The organism is Pseudomonas sp. GCM10022186 (assembly GCF_042656385.1).
GTDB lineage: Bacteria > Pseudomonadota > Gammaproteobacteria > Pseudomonadales > Pseudomonadaceae > Metapseudomonas.
In genome coordinates this window covers 36,047-51,746 of sequence record NZ_JBHSOU010000078.1, presented here as the reverse complement: position 1 = coordinate 51,746, position 15,700 = coordinate 36,047, and the positions used below count along the sequence as shown (strand labels likewise).

At 64.5% G+C, this 15,700-nt stretch carries 16 protein-coding genes; 3 read left to right on the top strand and 13 right to left on the bottom strand.

Features of this window, described 5'->3' with window-relative positions; genetic code table 11:
• Nucleotides 1–25: 25 nt before the first annotated feature.
• Both dnaG and rpsU read right to left on the bottom strand, forming a co-directional pair.
• On the bottom strand, nt 26–2,014 hold the full coding sequence (gene dnaG / locus ACFPU0_RS28915; protein ID WP_377696735.1) for a DNA primase: 1,989 nt from the start codon (nt 2,012–2,014) through the stop codon (nt 26–28).
• Between the two features lie 189 nt (nt 2,015–2,203).
• Entirely contained in the window at nt 2,204–2,419 is a 216-nt protein-coding gene (gene rpsU / locus ACFPU0_RS28910) for a 30S ribosomal protein S21 (protein WP_003085057.1), read from the bottom strand.
• Between the two features lie 206 nt (nt 2,420–2,625).
• Here rpsU and tsaD point away from each other — a divergent pair, with 206 nt between their 5' ends.
• Entirely contained in the window at nt 2,626–3,651 is a 1,026-nt protein-coding gene (gene tsaD / locus ACFPU0_RS28905; RefSeq protein WP_377696734.1) for a tRNA (adenosine(37)-N6)-threonylcarbamoyltransferase complex transferase subunit TsaD, read from the top strand.
• 30 nt (nt 3,652–3,681) lie between these two features.
• Here tsaD and plsY read toward each other — a convergent pair whose 3' ends face one another.
• The gene (gene plsY / locus ACFPU0_RS28900; protein ID WP_377696733.1) at nt 3,682–4,251 is read right to left on the bottom strand and encodes a glycerol-3-phosphate 1-O-acyltransferase PlsY; all 570 of its coding nucleotides are present in this window, start codon (nt 4,249–4,251) and stop codon (nt 3,682–3,684) included.
• Between the two features lie 51 nt (nt 4,252–4,302).
• On the opposite strand from plsY, the gene folB reads away from it, so the two are divergent.
• Complete coding sequence (folB, locus tag ACFPU0_RS28895) at nt 4,303–4,656, top strand: dihydroneopterin aldolase (protein ID WP_377696732.1); 354 nt, start codon at nt 4,303–4,305, stop codon at nt 4,654–4,656.
• Nucleotides 4,647–5,189: a 2-amino-4-hydroxy-6-hydroxymethyldihydropteridine diphosphokinase gene (gene folK, locus ACFPU0_RS28890; RefSeq protein WP_377696731.1), complete on the top strand. Its 543-nt coding sequence runs from the start codon at nt 4,647–4,649 to the stop codon at nt 5,187–5,189. The genes folB and folK overlap by 10 nt, the downstream gene beginning before the upstream one ends.
• Here the strand turns inward: folK and ACFPU0_RS28885 are convergent.
• The 10 genes from ACFPU0_RS28885 to pdxA form a co-directional block, all read right to left on the bottom strand.
• Entirely contained in the window at nt 5,162–6,394 is a 1,233-nt protein-coding gene (locus ACFPU0_RS28885; protein ID WP_377696730.1) for a multifunctional CCA addition/repair protein, read from the bottom strand. The two genes, folK and ACFPU0_RS28885, sit on opposite strands and share 28 nt — an antisense overlap.
• Before the next feature lie 32 nt (nt 6,395–6,426).
• A complete protein-coding gene (locus tag ACFPU0_RS28880) occupies nt 6,427–6,936 on the bottom strand; it encodes a DUF4136 domain-containing protein (RefSeq protein ID WP_377696729.1) in 510 nt (169 codons plus the stop codon).
• 65 nt (nt 6,937–7,001) lie between these two features.
• Nucleotides 7,002–8,567, bottom strand: a complete 1,566-nt coding sequence (locus ACFPU0_RS28875) for a SpoVR family protein (protein WP_377696728.1) — start codon at nt 8,565–8,567, stop codon at nt 7,002–7,004.
• A 12-nt stretch (nt 8,568–8,579) separates the two neighbouring features.
• Complete coding sequence (locus ACFPU0_RS28870) at nt 8,580–9,851, bottom strand: YeaH/YhbH family protein (RefSeq protein WP_377696727.1); 1,272 nt, start codon at nt 9,849–9,851, stop codon at nt 8,580–8,582.
• 98 nt (nt 9,852–9,949) lie between these two features.
• Nucleotides 9,950–11,872 (bottom strand): PrkA family serine protein kinase, encoded by a 1,923-nt coding sequence (locus tag ACFPU0_RS28865; protein ID WP_377696726.1) that lies wholly within the window; start codon nt 11,870–11,872, stop codon nt 9,950–9,952.
• Nucleotides 11,873–12,159: 287 nt separating this feature from the next.
• Entirely contained in the window at nt 12,160–12,489 is a 330-nt protein-coding gene (glpE, locus tag ACFPU0_RS28860) for a thiosulfate sulfurtransferase GlpE (RefSeq protein ID WP_377696725.1), read from the bottom strand.
• Entirely contained in the window at nt 12,482–13,309 is an 828-nt protein-coding gene (locus ACFPU0_RS28855; protein WP_377696724.1) for a symmetrical bis(5'-nucleosyl)-tetraphosphatase, read from the bottom strand. Before ACFPU0_RS28855 ends, glpE begins: the two co-directional genes overlap by 8 nt.
• 10 nt (nt 13,310–13,319) lie before the next feature.
• A complete protein-coding gene (apaG, locus tag ACFPU0_RS28850; protein WP_377696723.1) occupies nt 13,320–13,700 on the bottom strand; it encodes a Co2+/Mg2+ efflux protein ApaG in 381 nt (126 codons plus the stop codon).
• 31 nt (nt 13,701–13,731) lie between these two features.
• On the bottom strand, nt 13,732–14,538 hold the full coding sequence (gene rsmA, locus ACFPU0_RS28845; RefSeq protein WP_377696722.1) for a 16S rRNA (adenine(1518)-N(6)/adenine(1519)-N(6))-dimethyltransferase RsmA: 807 nt from the start codon (nt 14,536–14,538) through the stop codon (nt 13,732–13,734).
• Nucleotides 14,539–14,678: 140 nt separating this feature from the next.
• Nucleotides 14,679–15,683, bottom strand: a complete 1,005-nt coding sequence (pdxA, locus tag ACFPU0_RS28840; RefSeq protein WP_377696721.1) for a 4-hydroxythreonine-4-phosphate dehydrogenase PdxA — start codon at nt 15,681–15,683, stop codon at nt 14,679–14,681.
• Nucleotides 15,684–15,700: the final 17 nt, after the last annotated feature.

Below are 15,700 nucleotides of genomic sequence, written 5' to 3'. Positions count from 1 at the left end.
CGAGGATTATACCTGATCCGGGGCCTCACGCGCCAGTTGGGGTCGGAGTCAGGGGAGACATGTTGCGGCTGAGAAGGTCGCGCAGCTGATCTTTCTCTTCTGCGCTGAGTTCGCTTTGCCGTGCTTTCCGCAGCAGATTTTCCAGGCGGCGTTCCCGCTGGCGAGCCGACAACCTAGTTATAGTGTCAAAAAACTGTTGTTCAAGGTTGTCTGCCGAAATCAACCATTCCTTTTCTGCCAGGGCCCGCAGTAGACGGCCCTGTTCGGTACCGTGCCAGCGGGCGATCAGCTGCAGCGAACGCAATTTCGGATTCTTCTGCACGGCTTCCACCAGTGACACCATGAGCTGAGCGTAGGTGTCGTCTTCGGCGGCGAAATGGCTGGCATCTTCTACTTTCTGTGCCAGCGAGGGGTGGTGCAGCAGGGTGCGCAAGGCGGTCAGGGTGGGGGATTCCACCTTCACTTCCGTGCGCGGCGGGCGCTTGAGTTCGTCGCGGCCCTTGCCCCACTTCCTGCCGTCCTTCTTCCAGTCGCCCTTTTTCCAGCCGTCCTTGCGCCGCTCGTCCTTCTGCCAGTTGCCCTGGGGCGCGGCCGGTTGCTCGAAATACTGCGAATGGTCCGGTTCGTACTGCTGGTCGTCATAGCCGGAGAAGGACTCGTAGTAGGAATCGTCCGGGTGGCCGTGGCTGCTGCTTACGCTGGTCGGGGCGCTGCGGGCGAACTGGCCGAGGGCATCACCGTTCAGTCCGGTGATCTCGCCCAGGCGTTGGCGCATCAGGACCTTGAGGTTGGCGCCGGGGATGCGCTCGATCAACGGCGCGGCCAGGGTCGCCAGGTGCGCCTTGCCTTCCAGGGAGGCGGGGTCGGCTTCCTGGGTCAGCTGCTGGAAGAAATAGTCGGCCAGGGGCTGGGCGTGCTGGGTGATGCGGGCGCGGAAGGCGTCGGTGCCTTCCTTGCGTACCAGGCTGTCCGGGTCTTCGCCTTCCGGCAGGAAGAGAAAGCGTGCACGGCGACCGTCTTCCAGGCTCGGCAGGGCGGCTTCCAGGGCGCGCCAGGCGGCCTTGCGCCCGGCCTGGTCGCCGTCGAAGCAGAACAGGATGCTCGGCACCAGGCGGAACAGGCGGCGGATGTGCTCTTCGCTGGTGGCGGTGCCCAGGGTGGCGACGGCGTTGCGCAGGCCCTGCTGGGCGAGGGCGATAACGTCCATGTAGCCTTCGACGACCATGATCTCGTCGAGGTTGCGGTTGTGCTTGCGTGCCTCGAAAAGCCCGTAGAGCTCCTGGCCCTTGTGGAATACCGGGGTTTCCGGGGAGTTCAGGTACTTGGGCTTGTCGTCGCCCAGCACCCGGCCGCCGAAGGCGATGATGCGTCCGCGACTGTCGCGGATGGGGAACATCACCCGGTCGCGGAAGCGGTCGTAACGCTTGCCGGTATCGGCGTTCTCGATCAGCAGGCCCGCATCGATCATGTGCTTGTGCAGCAGGCTGTCACCGCCCATGTGCTTGAGCAGGTTGTCCCAGCCGGGCGGGGCGAAGCCCAGGGCGAAGTCGCGGGCGATCTCGCCGGTCAGGCCGCGGCCCTTCAGGTACTCGACCGCGGCCTTGCGGGTCGGGTGCTGCTTGAGCGCCTGCCGGTAGTAGTCCGATGCGGCCGTCAGCAGGGGGTAGAGCGGAGAGTCGGTGGGTTGCCGCGGCCCCTTGCTGCGCCCCCCTTCTTCCCGCGGGACTTCCAGGCCGGCGCGCTTGGCCAGCTCTTCGACCGCCTGGGGAAAGTCCAGGTGGTCGTGGTCCATGATGAAACCGAGGGCGTTGCCGCCGGCGCCGCAGCCGAAGCAGTAGTAGAACTGCTTGTCCGGGCTGACGCTGAAGGAGGGCGTCTTCTCGTTGTGGAAGGGGCAGCGAGCGGTGTAGTTCTTGCCGGCCTTCTTCAGCTGCACGCGCGCGCCGACCACTTCGACTATGTCGGTGCGGTTCAGCAGGTCGTCGATGAAGCCTTGGGGGATCAGGCCGGCCATAGGGTGCTCGGGACGCGGTAAGGTTCAAAGCATACTCGCGCCCGGTCGGTGACGACAGGCGGGAGCCAGGTGCTGGAAAGCAAAAAACTCCGCCATTCGCCAAGGCGAAGCGGAGTTTTCTGGGTGCCCGACATGCACTCGCCCGGCCGGGGCCGGGCGATGCTTGAGCGTGCGGCGGAGCCTGTTAACTCAGTACAGGCGCTCGCGGCGGCGCTGCTCGCGCTGCACTTTCTTGGCGTGACGCTTGACCGCGGCGGCGGCTTTGCGCTTGCGCTCGGCAGTGGGCTTCTCGTAGAACTCGCGGCTGCGGACTTCGGCCAGTACGCCGGCTTTCTCGCAGGAGCGCTTGAAACGACGCAGGGCTACGTCGAAGGGTTCGTTCTCTTTAACTTTGACGGCTGGCATCCAGGTCGTACCTTCATCAATTACCGAATGGTCGACGCATTCCGGCAAAAGCTGGCTCGGTGGCGCGTCGGATTTCAAGGGCTGCGGATATTAACGCCTCAGGGCGCGGAATGCAAAGCCTTCAGTCGAAAACCGCTGGTCGGCGGAAGGGGCGGCGATTATGATTCGCGCCTTCTTATTTTGCCAGGCCAGAAAGGCTCGTACCCATGCTAGTGCTGGGGTTGGAAACCTCCTGCGACGAAACCGGCGTCGCCCTCTATGACAGCGAACGCGGCCTGCTGGCCGATGCGCTGTTCAGTCAGATCGACCTGCATCGGGTCTACGGCGGCGTGGTGCCCGAGCTGGCCTCGCGCGACCACGTCAAGCGCCTGCTGCCGTTGCTGCGCGAAGTGCTGGAAGAGGCCGGGCGCAAACCCGAGGACATCGACGGCATCGCCTACACCGCCGGCCCCGGCCTGGTGGGGGCATTGCTGGTGGGGGCGTCCTGCGCCCAGGCCCTGGCCTTCGCCTGGGGTGTGCCGGCGCTCGGCATCCACCATATGGAAGGCCACCTGCTGGCGCCGATGCTGGAGGAGCAGCCACCGCAGTTCCCCTTCGTCGCCCTGCTGGTCTCCGGCGGCCACACCCAATTGGTGCGGGTGGATGGCATCGGCCGCTATGCATTGCTCGGCGAATCGGTGGATGACGCCGCTGGCGAAGCCTTCGACAAGACCGCCAAGCTGATCGGCCTCGGTTACCCCGGCGGCCCGGAAATCGCACGCCTGGCCCAGGACGGAACCCCGGGACGCTTCACCTTCCCGCGGCCGATGACCGACCGTCCCGGCCTGGACTTCAGCTTCAGCGGGCTCAAGACCTTTGCCCTCAACACCTGGCAGCAGTGCCGCGATGCTGGGGACGACGGCGAGCAAACCCGTTGCGACATCGCCCTGGCCTTCGAGCAGGCGGTGGTGGAGACTCTCACCATCAAGTGCAAACGGGCCCTCAAGCAGACCGGCTTGAAGCGCCTGGTGATCGCGGGTGGTGTCAGCGCCAACCAGTCGCTGCGCCAGTCCCTCGGCAGGATGCTCGGTGAGCTCAAGGGTGAGGTGTTCTACGCGCGTCCGCGTTTCTGTACGGACAACGGCGCGATGATCGCCTACGCAGGTTGCCAGCGCCTGTTGGCGGGGCAGCAGGATGGCCCGGCAATTGCCGTGCAGGCGCGCTGGCCGATGGAGCAACTGCCAGCCGTCTGACGGCTGGTTGCGCCATTTTCACTCAACTATTCAGAAATGCCGTTCGCGTCCGGCGAAAAGGTCGCGTAGATTGCCGCGATGTCGCCAGACGATGAGTCCGGTCAGCACGGTCATCGGCAGGAGCGCGCCGGGTTGTTGCCAGGCGAGCAGCGGCAGGGTCAGCGGGGTGGCGATCAAGGCCGCCAGGGAGCTGGTGCGGGTCAGGTAGAAGGTCAGCAGCCAGACGCAGATGGCCAGCAGCGCGGCCGGGGGATAGAGCCCCAGCAGCATGCCGGCGGCGGTGGCGACACCCTTGCCGCCACGGAAACGGAAGTAGATCGGATACAGGTGCCCGAGCACCGCGGCAAGGCCGACCCAGGCCTGCTGCTGGACGTCGAGGCCGCAGAGGTGGGCGACCAGTACTGGCAGCAGGCCTTTGAGCAGGTCGCCGAGCAAGGTCAGGATCGCCAGTTTCTTTCCCGCCACCCGCAGCATGTTGGTGGCGCCAGGGTTGCCGGAACCCTGGGCACGCGGGTCACCCGTGCCGAACAGCCGGCTGAGCAGAATGGCGAAGGACAACGATCCGAGCAGGTAGGCGAGAGTCGCCAGCAGCCAAAACATGGTATCCATTCCGGGGCGAGGAAGTCCCGATTCTAGCGGGGCAGCACTGACGTGGACACGGTTTTCATCGAAGGTCTGGAGGTCGACACCGTAATAGGTGCCTATGACTGGGAGCGCAGCATTCGCCAGTGCCTGCGCCTGGACCTGCAGCTGGGCTGGGACAACCGCCTGGCAGCCGAAGGCGACGACCTCGACAAGGCGCTCGACTACGCGGCCGTGTCCCAGCGCGTCCAGGCCTTTGCCTCAGAGGCGCAGTTCCTGCTCGTGGAAACCTTCGCCGAGCGGCTGGTGGCGGTGCTGATGGCCGAGTTCGATATTCCCTGGATCCGCCTCAAGTTGCACAAGCCTGGCGCCGTGCCGGCGGCCAGCAGCGTTGGCGTGGAGATCGAGCGCGGATGTCGCTGACCCCTATCTATCTCGGCCTCGGCAGCAACATCGAGCGCGAGCGCAACCTGACTGCCGGGCTCGAGGCGCTGGCCGGCTTCCTCCATGACATCAAGTGCTCGCCGGTGTTCGAGAGCCTTCCGGTGGGTATCAAGAGCGGCAATTTCTTCAATTTTGCAGTCTCCGCTCGCACTGACCTGCCGCTGCACGAGCTGGATCGCCGACTGAAGGTGATCGAGGCTGACAACGGTCGCTATGCGCCGGGCCGCAAGGGGCTGCCGCTGGATATCGACGTGCTGCTGTATGGCGATCGGGTGGGTAATTTCGATGGCCTGGTGCTGCCGCGTCCCGAAGTGCTGAAAAACGCCTTCGTGCTCTGGCCCCTGGCGCTGCTTGCGCCAGAGGTTCGGCATCCGGGAGAGGGTCGCACCTTCGCCGACCTCTGGGAGAGCGCCGCCATCCAGCAGACGCTCTGGCCGGCATCCTTCTCCTGGCGCGGCGTCGAGCTGACGCCGCCCGAGTTGCTTCAGGCCTTCCCGCCGCTTTCCTTGTAGGCCTTCAGGGCCTTGAGGCGCTCGCCCTTGAGCGCCTCGCCCAGTTCGGCACCCTTGAATCCCTTGTCCAGCAGCGGCTGCACCGCCACGGTGCGGGCGACCTGGGCCGCGCCCAGCAGATAGGCCGCCTGGGGATAGTCGCGCTGCTCAAGGCCGCAGCGGCCCCGGGCGTCCATTTCGCTGGCTGCGACGAATTCCTCGAAGCGCTGCGGGCGGCGGTAGACGTCGAAGCTCTGCAGCAGCTCCAGCAGGGTCGAGGCGCGCAGTTCCAGGGCGCGATGGGCGTGGGTGTGGTACTCGCCCACCAGCAGCGCCAGTTCCTGGCAGTCGCGAGGCGCCTTGCAGCGCTCGTTGACCGCCTTGATCAGTTTCAGTCCTCGCTTTTCATGGGCGATGTGCTGCGGCCATTCCTCTTCCGGGGTCAGGCCCTTGCCCAGGTCGTGCAGCAGGCAGGCCCAGCGCACCGTGAGCGGCTGCTGGTGTTCCGCGCACTGGCGCAGCACGGCCAGCACATGCACGCCGGAATCCACTTCGGGGTGGTGCTTCGCCGGTTGCGGCACGCCGAACAGGCGGTCCAGTTCGGGCAGCCAGGCGGCGAGGGCGCCGCAATCGCGCAGCACCTGGATGAACACGTCCGGGCGCGGCTCCATCAGGGCGCGGGAGATCTCCTTCCAGCTGCGTTCCGGCGTCAGGGCGTCCAGCTCGCCGGATTCGGCGATCTGCCGCATCAGTTCCAGGGTTTCCCCGGCCACCCTGAAGCCCAAAGGCGCATAGCGCGCGGCGAAGCGCGCCACCCGCAGCACCCGCAGGGGATCTTCGGCAAAGGCGGGGGAGACATGGCGCAGCAGCCGGTCGTCCAGGTCCTTGCGGCCGCCATAGGGGTCGATCAGGTTGCCCTGGCCGTCTTCGGCCATGGCATTGACAGTGAGGTCGCGGCGGATGAGGTCCTGCTCCAGGGTCACCTCGGGACTTGCGTAGAAGGTGAAGCCGCCGTAGCCGCGACCGCTCTTGCGTTCGGTTCGCGCCAGGGCGTACTCCTCGCCGGTCTGCGGGTGGAGGAACACGGGAAAGTCCGCGCCCACCGGACGATAGCCCTTTTCGAGCATTTCTTCGGCGGTGGCGCCCACCACCACCCAGTCGTTCTCGGTCACCGGGTGTCCCAACAGGCGGTCGCGCACCGCGCCACCAACTTTGTATATCTGCATGAAATGCCTCCGTGGCTGCGGAGGATATCAGCCTAGCGGGCTGCCGGGACTTGCGCGATCAACGCACGGACAGCGTTTTCCAGCAGTTCGGCGCTGTTCCACGAGGGGCTGAGGCCGGTGCTGGCCAGTCCTTCCCAGAGCACCTGCCCAGCCGGGTCCGTCAGGCGCAGGCGCAAGGTGCCGCTTTCATCGCGCAGGCGATGGATGGCCTGGTAAGGACCGAGGGGGCCGGGCGGTGCCTGGTCGACCTTGAACTCCAGGGGCGCATCGCTGACCGCCAGCCAGTAATAGACCCGCAGCTGGGCATCATCGGAGGCGCGGTACCCGCGACTTTCCAGTCCCTGGCGGAGCAATGGGGCGAGTTGGGCGTAGCGTTCCCGGTAGGGCAGTTCGCCGTCCACTGCCTGCTGCGGGGAGACCAGTGCGAAGCGGCTGCGCCCGGCCAGTTCGGGCGCGGCCGGCTGCAGGACGCGGACCAGCGGTACGTGGGTGGAGCAGGTTGCCAGGGCCAGGCACAGCAGCAGGACGAGGAACAGTCGCATCTGAGGGCGGCTCCCATAGAGGATGAAACGCATGCTCGGCGCGCGCCGGGCATGCGGTCAACCGATCAAATGGGCGGAATGATCAGGTCCAGGCGCGGGTATTCCCCGTCCTCAGTGCGCTCCCCCTTTGGGGGAACATGGTGGCTCCCGGTGATCTGTTCGCCATGGCGGGTTTCCAGGTGGATGTCGAAGCCCCAGAGACGGTGCAGGTGCTTGAGCACTTCCTCCGTGGAGTCGCCCAGGGGCTTGCGGTCGTGTTGCTGGTGGCGCAGGGTCAGCGAGCGGTCGCCACGGCGGTCGACGCTCCAGATCTGCACGTTGGGTTCTCGGTTGCCGAGGTTGTACTGGGCGGCGAGGGTCTCGCGGATCAGGCGGTAGCCCTGCTCGTCGTGGATGGCCGGTACCAGCAGCTCGTCCTTCTGGTCGTCGTCGAGGATGCTGAACAGCTTGAGATCACGGATCACCTTGGGCGACAGGAACTGGAGGATGAAACTTTCGTCCTTGAAGCTCTTCATGGCGAACTTGAGGGTGGACAGCCAGTCGCTGCCGGCGATGTCCGGGAACCAGCGCTTGTCCTCCTCGGTGGGGTCTTCGCAGATGCGGCGGATGTCGCGGTACATGGCGAAGCCCAGGGTGTAGGGGTTGATCCCGCTGTAATAGGGGCTGTCGAAGCCCGGCTGGTAGACCACGCTGGTGTGCGACTGCAGGAACTCCATCATGAAGCCATCGGTGACCAGGCCTTCGTCGTACAGGTCATTCAGGATGGTGTAGTGCCAGAAGGTGGCCCAACCCTCGTTCATCACCTGGGTCTGGCGCTGCGGGTAGAAGTACTGGGCAATCTTGCGCACGATGCGCACCACTTCCCGCTGCCAGGGTTCCAGCAGCGGCGCGTGCTTCTCGATGAAGTAGAGGATGTTCTCCTGGGGTTCGGCGGGGAAGCGCTGGTTGTCCTTGTCGCTGCCCTTGCCGGCGCCCTTGGGGATGGTGCGCCAGAGGTCGTTGATCTGCTTCTGCAGGTGCTCCTCGCGTTCCTTCTGCCGGCGTCGCTCTTCCTCGGCCGAGATGGGGTAGGGGCGCTTGTAGCGGTCGACGCCGTAGTTCATCAGGGCGTGGCAGGAGTCCAGCAGGTCTTCCACCGCGTCTATGCCGTGGCGCTCTTCGCACTGGTTGATGTACTGCTTGGCGAACACCAGGTAGTCGATGATGGAGCTGGCGTCGGTCCAGGTGCGGAACAGGTAGTTGCCCTTGAAGAAGCTGTTGTGGCCGTAGCAGGCATGGGCGATGACCAGGGCCTGCATGGTGATGGTGTTTTCCTCCATCAGGTAGGCGATGCAGGGATCGGAGTTGATCACGATCTCGTACGCCAGGCCCATCTGGCCGCGGGAGTAGCCCTTCTCGGTGGCGAGGAAGTGCTTGCCGTAGGACCAGTGGTGGTAGCCGATGGGCATGCCGACGGAGGCGTAGGCATCCATCATCTGCTCGGCGCTGATCACCTCGATCTGGTTCGGGTAGGTGTCCAGCGCGTAGCGCTCGGCAATCCGGCTGATTTCGCGGTCATAGGCGCGGATCAGGTCGAAGGTCCATTCCGACCCCGTGGAGATGGGCTTGCGCTCCTTCTTGCTGGCAGTCATTTCACGCCTCCCTCAGGTCACGAGCCGACGCTGGAAGAGCTCGCGGAATACCGGGTAGATATCCGCCGTCGAGACGATCTGTTGCTGGGCGAAGGTGTCGTCGAACGCCTCGCAGACCTGTTCGTACTCATACCATAGCGCCTGGTGTTCGCGCGGGGTGATCTCGACGTAGGTGTAATACTGCACGAACGGCATGATCTGCTTGATCAGGATATCCCGACAGATGGGGGAATCGTCGTTCCAGTTGTCGCCATCCGAGGCCTGGGCGGCGTAGATGTTCCATTCGTTGATCGGATAGCGCTCGGCCATGATCTCCTGCATCAGCTTGAGTGCGCTGGAGACGATGGTGCCGCCGGTTTCCCGGGAATAGAAGAATTCCTCCTCGTCCACCTCGCGAGCGCTGGTGTGGTGGCGGATGAACACGACCTCGATCTTGTCGTAGTTCCGCTTGAGAAAGAGGTACAGGAGGATGAAGAAGCGCTTGGCGATGTCCTTGGTCGCCTGGGTCATGGAGCCGGACACGTCCATCAGGCAGAACATCACGGCCTTGGAGGAGGGGTTGGGCTGCTTGACCAGCAGGTTGTACTTGAGGTCGAAGGTGTCGAGGAAGGGAACACGCTCGATTCTGGCACGAAGTTTCGCTATTTCGGCTTCAAGTTCCTGGATATCGCCAAAATTGTCCGGCTCTTCCCGTTTCAGGCGTTCCAGTTCCGCCTTGGCGTCCTTGAGCTTGCTGCGGCTGCTGCCGGACAGGGCGATGCGCCGGGCATGGGCCGAGCGCAGGGTACGGACGATATTGATGCGCGATGGGCTGCCTTCGTTGCTGATGCCGGCTCGCACGGTCTTGAACGTATCCGCACCGCTGAGGTGGCGCTTGACCAGGTTGGGCAGCTCGAGGTCCTCGAACATGAAGTCGAGGAATTCCTCCTGGGTGATCTGGAAGACGAAGTCGTCCATGCCTTCGCCCTGGTTGCTGGCCTTGCCGCCGCCGCGTCCGCCTCCGCCGCCGGAGGGGCGGGGAATGCGGTCACCGGCGGTGAATTCCTTGTTGCCGGGGTGGACTATGGTCTGCCGCCCGCCGCGGCCATGGTGCAGGATCGGCTCGTCGATATCGCGGCCGGGAATGCTGATCTGTTCGCCATGCTCCATGTCGGTAATGGAACGGCGGCTCACGGCCTCCTCCACGGCCTTTTTGATGTGCTCGCGGTAACGCCGCAGGAACCGCTGGCGGTTCACCGTGCTCTTGTTCTTGCCGTTCAAACGCCTGTCGATGACATAGCTCATAGACCCCTCCGGGGAGCTTCAGGCTGCAAGGCGCGGAGGACGCCGCTCGATACGGCGCCTCCGGCGGGCGTGCTCCAGACTTGCAGCTTGAGACTGTTTTACTGCGACTTGCGTACCCGCAGGTACCATTCGGACAGCAGGCGTACCTGTTTCTCCGTATAGCCGCGCTCGACCATGCGTTTGACGAAGTCGTTGTGTTTCTGTTGTTCCTCCTTGCTGCCCTTGGCATTGAAGCTGATGACCGGCAGAAGGTCCTCGGTGTTGGAGAACATTTTCTTCTCGATGACCACGCGCAGCTTCTCGTAGCTGAGCCAGCTGGGGTTCTTGCCGTTGTTGTTGGCCCGGGCGCGCAGCACGAAGTTGACGATCTCGTTGCGGAAGTCCTTCGGGTTGCTGATGCCGGCCGGCTTCTCGATCTTTTCCAGCTCCTCGTTCAGGGCAACGCGGTTGAGGATCTCGCCGGTTTCCGGGTCGCGGTATTCCTGGTCCTGGATCCAGAAGTCCGCGTACAGCACGTAACGGTCGAAGATGTTCTGGCCATACTCGCTGTAGGACTCGAGGTAGGCGGTCTGGATTTCCTTGCCGATGAACTCGATGTAGCGCGGCGCCAGGTACTCCTTGATGTAGCGCAGGTAGCGCTCGCGGGTTTCGGCAGGGAACTGTTCCTGCTCGATCTGCTGCTCCAGGACATAGAGCAGGTGCACCGGGTTGGCCGCTACCTCGTGGGGGTCGAAGTTGAACACCTTGGAGAGGATCTTGAAGGCGAAGCGGGTCGACAGGCCGTTCATGCCTTCGTCCACGCCCGCGGCGTCGCGGTACTCCTGGATCGATTTGGCCTTGGGATCGGTATCCTTGAGATTCTCGCCGTCGTAGACGCGCATCTTCGAGTAGATGTTGGAGTTCTCCGGCTCCTTCAGGCGCGACAGGGCGGAGAACTGGGCGAGCATCCGCAGGGTGTCCGGTGCGCAGTGGGCATGGGCGAGGGAGCTGTTGGCCAGCAGTTTGTCGTAGATCTTGATCTCGTCGGCCACCCGCAGGCAGTAGGGCACCTTGACGATGTAGATACGGTCGATGAAGGCTTCATTGTTCTTGTTGTTACGGAAGCTGTGCCATTCCGATTCGTTGGAGTGGGCCAGGATGATGCCGCTGAAGGGCAGGCCGCCCAGGCCTTCGGTGCTGTTGTAGTTGCCTTCCTGGGTCGCGGTCAGCAGCGGGTGCAGCACCTTGATCGGCGCCTTGAACATCTCGACGAATTCCATCAGGCCCTGGTTGGCCCGGCACAGCGCGCCCGAATAGCTGTAGGCGTCGGCGTCGTTCTGCGGGAATTCCTCCAGCTTGCGGATATCCACCTTGCCCACCAGGGAGGAGATGTCCTGGTTGTTCTCGTCGCCCGGCTCGGTCTTGGCGATGGCGATCTGGTTGAGGACCGAGGGGTAGAGCTTGACCACGCGGAACTTGCTGATGTCGCCGCCGAACTCGTTGAGGCGCTTGGTGGCCCAGGGCGAAATCACCGTGCGCAGGTAACGCCGGGGGATACCGTATTCCTCCTCGAGAATGGCGCCATCCTCGTCGGCATTGAACAGGCCGAGCGGCGATTCGAATACCGGGGAGCCCTTGATGGCGTAGAAGGGCACGTGCTCCATCAGCTGCTTGAGCTTTTCCGCCAGGGACGACTTGCCGCCGCCCACCGGGCCCAGCAGGTAGAGGATCTGTTTCTTCTCTTCCAGGCCTTGGGCTGCGTGGCGGAAGAAGGCGACTATCTGGTCGATGCACTCTTCCATGCCATGGAAGTCGGCGAAGGCCGGATAGCGGCGGATCACCTTGTTGGAGAAGATCCGCGACAACCGTGGGTCGAGCGAGGTGTCGAGCAGCTCCGGTTCGCCAATGGCCAGGAGCATGCGTTCCGCCGCGCTGGCATAGGCACTACGGTCCTGCTTGCACAGCTCAAGGTACTCCTGCAGGGAATACTCTTCCTGGCGGCTCGCTTCGAATCGTTGTTGGAAGTGGCTGAAAATGCTCATGACGTCACCTCGCTGGAAACTGGAAGCCGGCGCGGGGTCGGTTGTGCGGGTGCGGGCTGTCAGCCGAGAAGGTCGGCCGATGTAAATCCCCCAGAACACCTGAATGGTCGCTGCCGATGGCCCGGAACCGGTGTGCCGGCTCTCCCCTTTTTTGGATGGCCTGAGCTAAGAGTAGTTCGTAATCGGCAAGGTCAAGCATGACGGAACCATAACAGGGGATTACCGTCCGTCGGGGAGTTGGCGCCAAGCCAGTGATGGCGCGGGGTTGCGCCTCACCGAAAAAATTTTTACTCGCCGCTGCCCTGGGCCACTTCGCCGGGGTAGAGGCTGCGCCAGAGCTCGAAACCGCCGTCGAGGCTGTAGACCTCGGAGAAGCCCTGATGCGCGAGATAGGCGGCTGCGCCCTGGCTGGAGTTGCCGTGGTAGCAGGCGACTATCAGGGGCTTGTCGAAGTCGGCGTGGGCGATGAAATCGGCCAGGGAGTAGTTGTCCAGGTGCTGCGAGCCGCTGATGTGGCCGAGAGCGAAGCTCTGCGGGTCGCGGACGTCGACCACTACGGCACCCTGCTCGCGCAGGGCCTGGGCCCGCTCGGGGGCGATGCGTTGGAATTCACTCATGGCGGTTCTCCTCGCAGCTGCAGCTGATACGCGTGCCGCTGTCGATGTTCAGTAGGGTCAGGGTACCGCCCCAGACGCAGCCGGTGTCGAGGGCGAACAGGCCGGGTTCGTTGCACTTGCCTTCCAGGGCCGCCCAGTGGCCGAAGATGATCTTCTGCCCGCGGGTCTTGCGTTCCGGGTAACTGAACCAGGGGGCGAAGCCAGGGGGGGCCGTGTCCAGGCCTTCCTTGGATTTGAGGTCCAGGGTGCCGTCCGCCCGGCAGAAGCGCATGCGGGTGAAGTAGTTGGTGATGACCCGCAGGCGGGTGACGCCGTGCAGGTCCTTGTCCCACTTGGCCGGCTCGTTGCCGTACATGCCGTCGAGGAACAGGGGCAGGCGGGCGTCGTCCTGCAGGGCTTCCTCGACTTCAGCGGCGCGCTTGAGGGCCTTCTTCAGCGTCCACTGCGGCGGGATGCCGGCGTGGACCAGGGCCACATCGCGCTTCTCGTCGTAATGCAGCAGCTTCTGCCGGCGCAGCCAGTCCAGCAGTTCGGCGCAGTCCGGTGCCTCGAGGATCTCGCGCAGGGTGTCGGCCTTGCGCAGTCGCTCGATGTCGTTCGCCACGGCCAGCAGGTGCAGGTCATGGTTGCCGAGCACGCAGATCACCGACTCGCGGATGGAATGGAGAAAACGCAGGGTTTCCAGGGATTTGGGGCCGCGATTGACCAGGTCGCCCACCAGCCAGAGCTGGTCCCGCGCGGGGTTGAAACGGACCTGCTCCAGCAGGCATTTCAGTTGGTCCAGGCATCCCTGGAGGTCGCCGACCGCATAAGCCGTCATACCGCTTCCCTCAATGCAGCGAGCCGGGAACGGCGAGGCGGAACGGGGCGATGATGGCGTCGAAGCGTTTGCCGTCCTCGGCGACCATCTGGTAGCTGCCTTGCATGCTGCCGACTTGCGTCGCCATCACGGTACCGCTGGTATAGGTGTGGCTGGCGCCCGGGGCGATCAAGGGCTGCTGGCCGACCACGCCGGCACCACGGACTTCCTGCACATGGCCGTCGCCATCGGTGATCACCCAATGGCGGCTGAGCAGCTTGGCCGGCAGCTCGCCATTGTTCTGGATGGTCACGGTGTAGGCGAAGGCAAAGCGATTCTCGTCCGGCTGCGACTGTTCCGGGAGGAAGCGGGTGACGACGCTGACGTCGACCTGGTATCGGGGATCGGACACGCGAAAGCTCTCGAATATCTGGAAATGGAGTCTAGGGCCTGGGGCCGGCAGCGGCCAGTTGATCGGCCAGGCGGACGAATGCGGCCAGGTCGAGTTGTTCCGGGCGCAAGCCGCCATCGACGCCCGCGGCCTCGATCGAGGCGGCGTCCAGCAGGCCCTTGAGGGTGTTGCGCAGGGTCTTGCGACGCTGGTTGAAGGCTTCGCGTACGACGCGCTCCAGCAGGGCGACGTCCTTGGCCGGATGCGGCAGCACTTCGTGGGGCACCAGGCGGACGATGGCGGAGTCCACCTTGGGCGGCGGGTTGAAGGCGCCGGGGCCGACGTTGAACAGATGCTCCACGCTGCAGTGGTACTGAACCATGATCGACAGGCGTCCCCAGTCGCCACCGCCGGGCTCGGCGGCCAGGCGCTCCACCACTTCCTTCTGCAGCATGAAGTGCATGTCGCGGATCAGGTCGGCGTGGTCCAGCAGGTGGAAAATCAGCGGAGTGGAGATGTTGTACGGCAGGTTGCCCACCACCCGCAGGCTGTGCGGTTCGGCGCCAAGCTGGCGGAAGTCGAATTTCAGCGCGTCGCCCTGGTTGAGACGAAAGTTCGGCAGCTGGCCGAACCTGTGCTGGAGGATGGGGATCAGGTCGAGGTCCAGCTCGACCACATCGAGCTGGGCGCCGCTGCCCAGCAGCCCTTCGGTGAGGGCACCCTGGCCCGGGCCGATCTCCAGCAGGCGCTCGCCCGCGCGGGCGTGGATGCTGCGCAGGATGCGGTGGATGACTCCGGCGTCGTGCAGGAAGTTCTGGCCGAAACGCTTGCGCGCGCGGTGTTGGTAATGTTCGGGCATCGAAGGCTCCAATTGGAGCAGCTAGAAGCCTGAGGCTTGAAGCTGGAAGCTGGGAAAGGCGCGCAGTTTACCCCATTGCACCGGCAAGGCCGAAATACGGCATCCTCCCAGGCTTCCAGCTTCCAGCTTCCAGCTTCCAGCTATCGGCTTTCAGCTCCAGCGCGGCTGGCCGCCATCTGGTAGGCGGTTTCCAGGGCGACTTCGAGGCTGCCGCAGTCGATGCGGCCACTGCCCGCCAGGTCAAGGGCGGTGCCGTGGTCCACCGAGGTACGGATGATCGGCAGGCCGAGGGTGACGTTCACCGCTGCGCCGAAACCCTTGTACTTGAGCACCGGCAGGCCCTGGTCGTGGTACATGGCGAGCACCGCATCGCAATGTTCCAGATGCTTGGGGGTGAACAGGGTGTCGGCCGGCAGTGGACCGACCAGATTCAGGCCCTCGGCGCGCAGGTCGTCCAGGGTCGGCTCGATGATTTCCAGTTCCTCCCGGCCCAGATGGCCGCCTTCCCCGGCGTGGGGGTTGAGGCCGCAGACCAGGATGCGGGGGTTGGGGATGCCGAACTTGTTCACCAGGTCGGCGTGCAGGATGCGGCTGACCCGTTGCAGCCGATCGGGGGTGATGGCGGCGGCGACGTCCTTGAGCGGCAGGTGGGTGGTCACCAGCGCCACGCGCAGGCCGCGGGTGGCCAGCATCATCACTACCTGGCGGGTCGCGGTCAGGTCGGCGAGGAACTCGGTGTGGCCGGAGAAGGCGATGCCGGCTTCGTTTATCACCCCTTTGTGCACGGGGGCGGTGATCATTCCGGCGAAGAGTCCGTCGAGGCAGCCCTGGCCGGCGCGGGTAAGGGTCTCCAGCACATAGTCGGCATTCTGTGGATCGAGCTGGCCCGGCTTCGCTGCCGCCCGCAGGGGGGTATCCCAGACATAGAGGCTGCCGGCAGGGGCCGGGGCATCGGGAAGGCTGGCGGGGTCGACTTCGATCAGCCGGATCGACAGACCCAGTTCACCGGCGCGCTGTTCCAGCAGCTGGCGGCTGGCTACGGCGATCAGGGCGTGGGGCTGGGCGGAGCGGGAGAGCAGCAGGCAGAGGTCGGGACCGATGCCAGCGGGTTCACCAGGGGTGAGGGCGAAGCGGAGAGAAGTCATGGCGAGTCCTGTGCAGG

Bases quoted from the DNA above. Each gene is read 5' to 3' on its own strand.
- dnaG (WP_377696735.1), bottom strand. From the start codon at position 2,014: ATGGCCGGCCTGATCCCCCAAGGCTTCATCGACGACCTGCTGAACCGC.
- rpsU (WP_003085057.1), bottom strand. From the start codon at position 2,419: ATGCCAGCCGTCAAAGTTAAAGAGAACGAACCCTTCGACGTAGCCCTG.
- tsaD (WP_377696734.1), top strand. From the start codon at position 2,626: ATGCTAGTGCTGGGGTTGGAAACCTCCTGCGACGAAACCGGCGTCGCC.
- plsY (WP_377696733.1), bottom strand. From the start codon at position 4,251: ATGTTTTGGCTGCTGGCGACTCTCGCCTACCTGCTCGGATCGTTGTCC.
- folK (WP_377696731.1), top strand. From the start codon at position 4,647: ATGTCGCTGACCCCTATCTATCTCGGCCTCGGCAGCAACATCGAGCGC.
- ACFPU0_RS28885 (WP_377696730.1), bottom strand. From the start codon at position 6,394: ATGCAGATATACAAAGTTGGTGGCGCGGTGCGCGACCGCCTGTTGGGA.
- ACFPU0_RS28880 (WP_377696729.1), bottom strand. From the start codon at position 6,936: ATGCGACTGTTCCTCGTCCTGCTGCTGTGCCTGGCCCTGGCAACCTGC.
- ACFPU0_RS28875 (WP_377696728.1), bottom strand. From the start codon at position 8,567: ATGACTGCCAGCAAGAAGGAGCGCAAGCCCATCTCCACGGGGTCGGAA.
- ACFPU0_RS28870 (WP_377696727.1), bottom strand. From the start codon at position 9,851: ATGAGCTATGTCATCGACAGGCGTTTGAACGGCAAGAACAAGAGCACG.
- ACFPU0_RS28865 (WP_377696726.1), bottom strand. From the start codon at position 11,872: ATGAGCATTTTCAGCCACTTCCAACAACGATTCGAAGCGAGCCGCCAG.
- glpE (WP_377696725.1), bottom strand. From the start codon at position 12,489: ATGAGTGAATTCCAACGCATCGCCCCCGAGCGGGCCCAGGCCCTGCGC.
- ACFPU0_RS28855 (WP_377696724.1), bottom strand. From the start codon at position 13,309: ATGACGGCTTATGCGGTCGGCGACCTCCAGGGATGCCTGGACCAACTG.
- rsmA (WP_377696722.1), bottom strand. From the start codon at position 14,538: ATGCCCGAACATTACCAACACCGCGCGCGCAAGCGTTTCGGCCAGAAC.
- pdxA (WP_377696721.1), bottom strand. From the start codon at position 15,683: ATGACTTCTCTCCGCTTCGCCCTCACCCCTGGTGAACCCGCTGGCATC.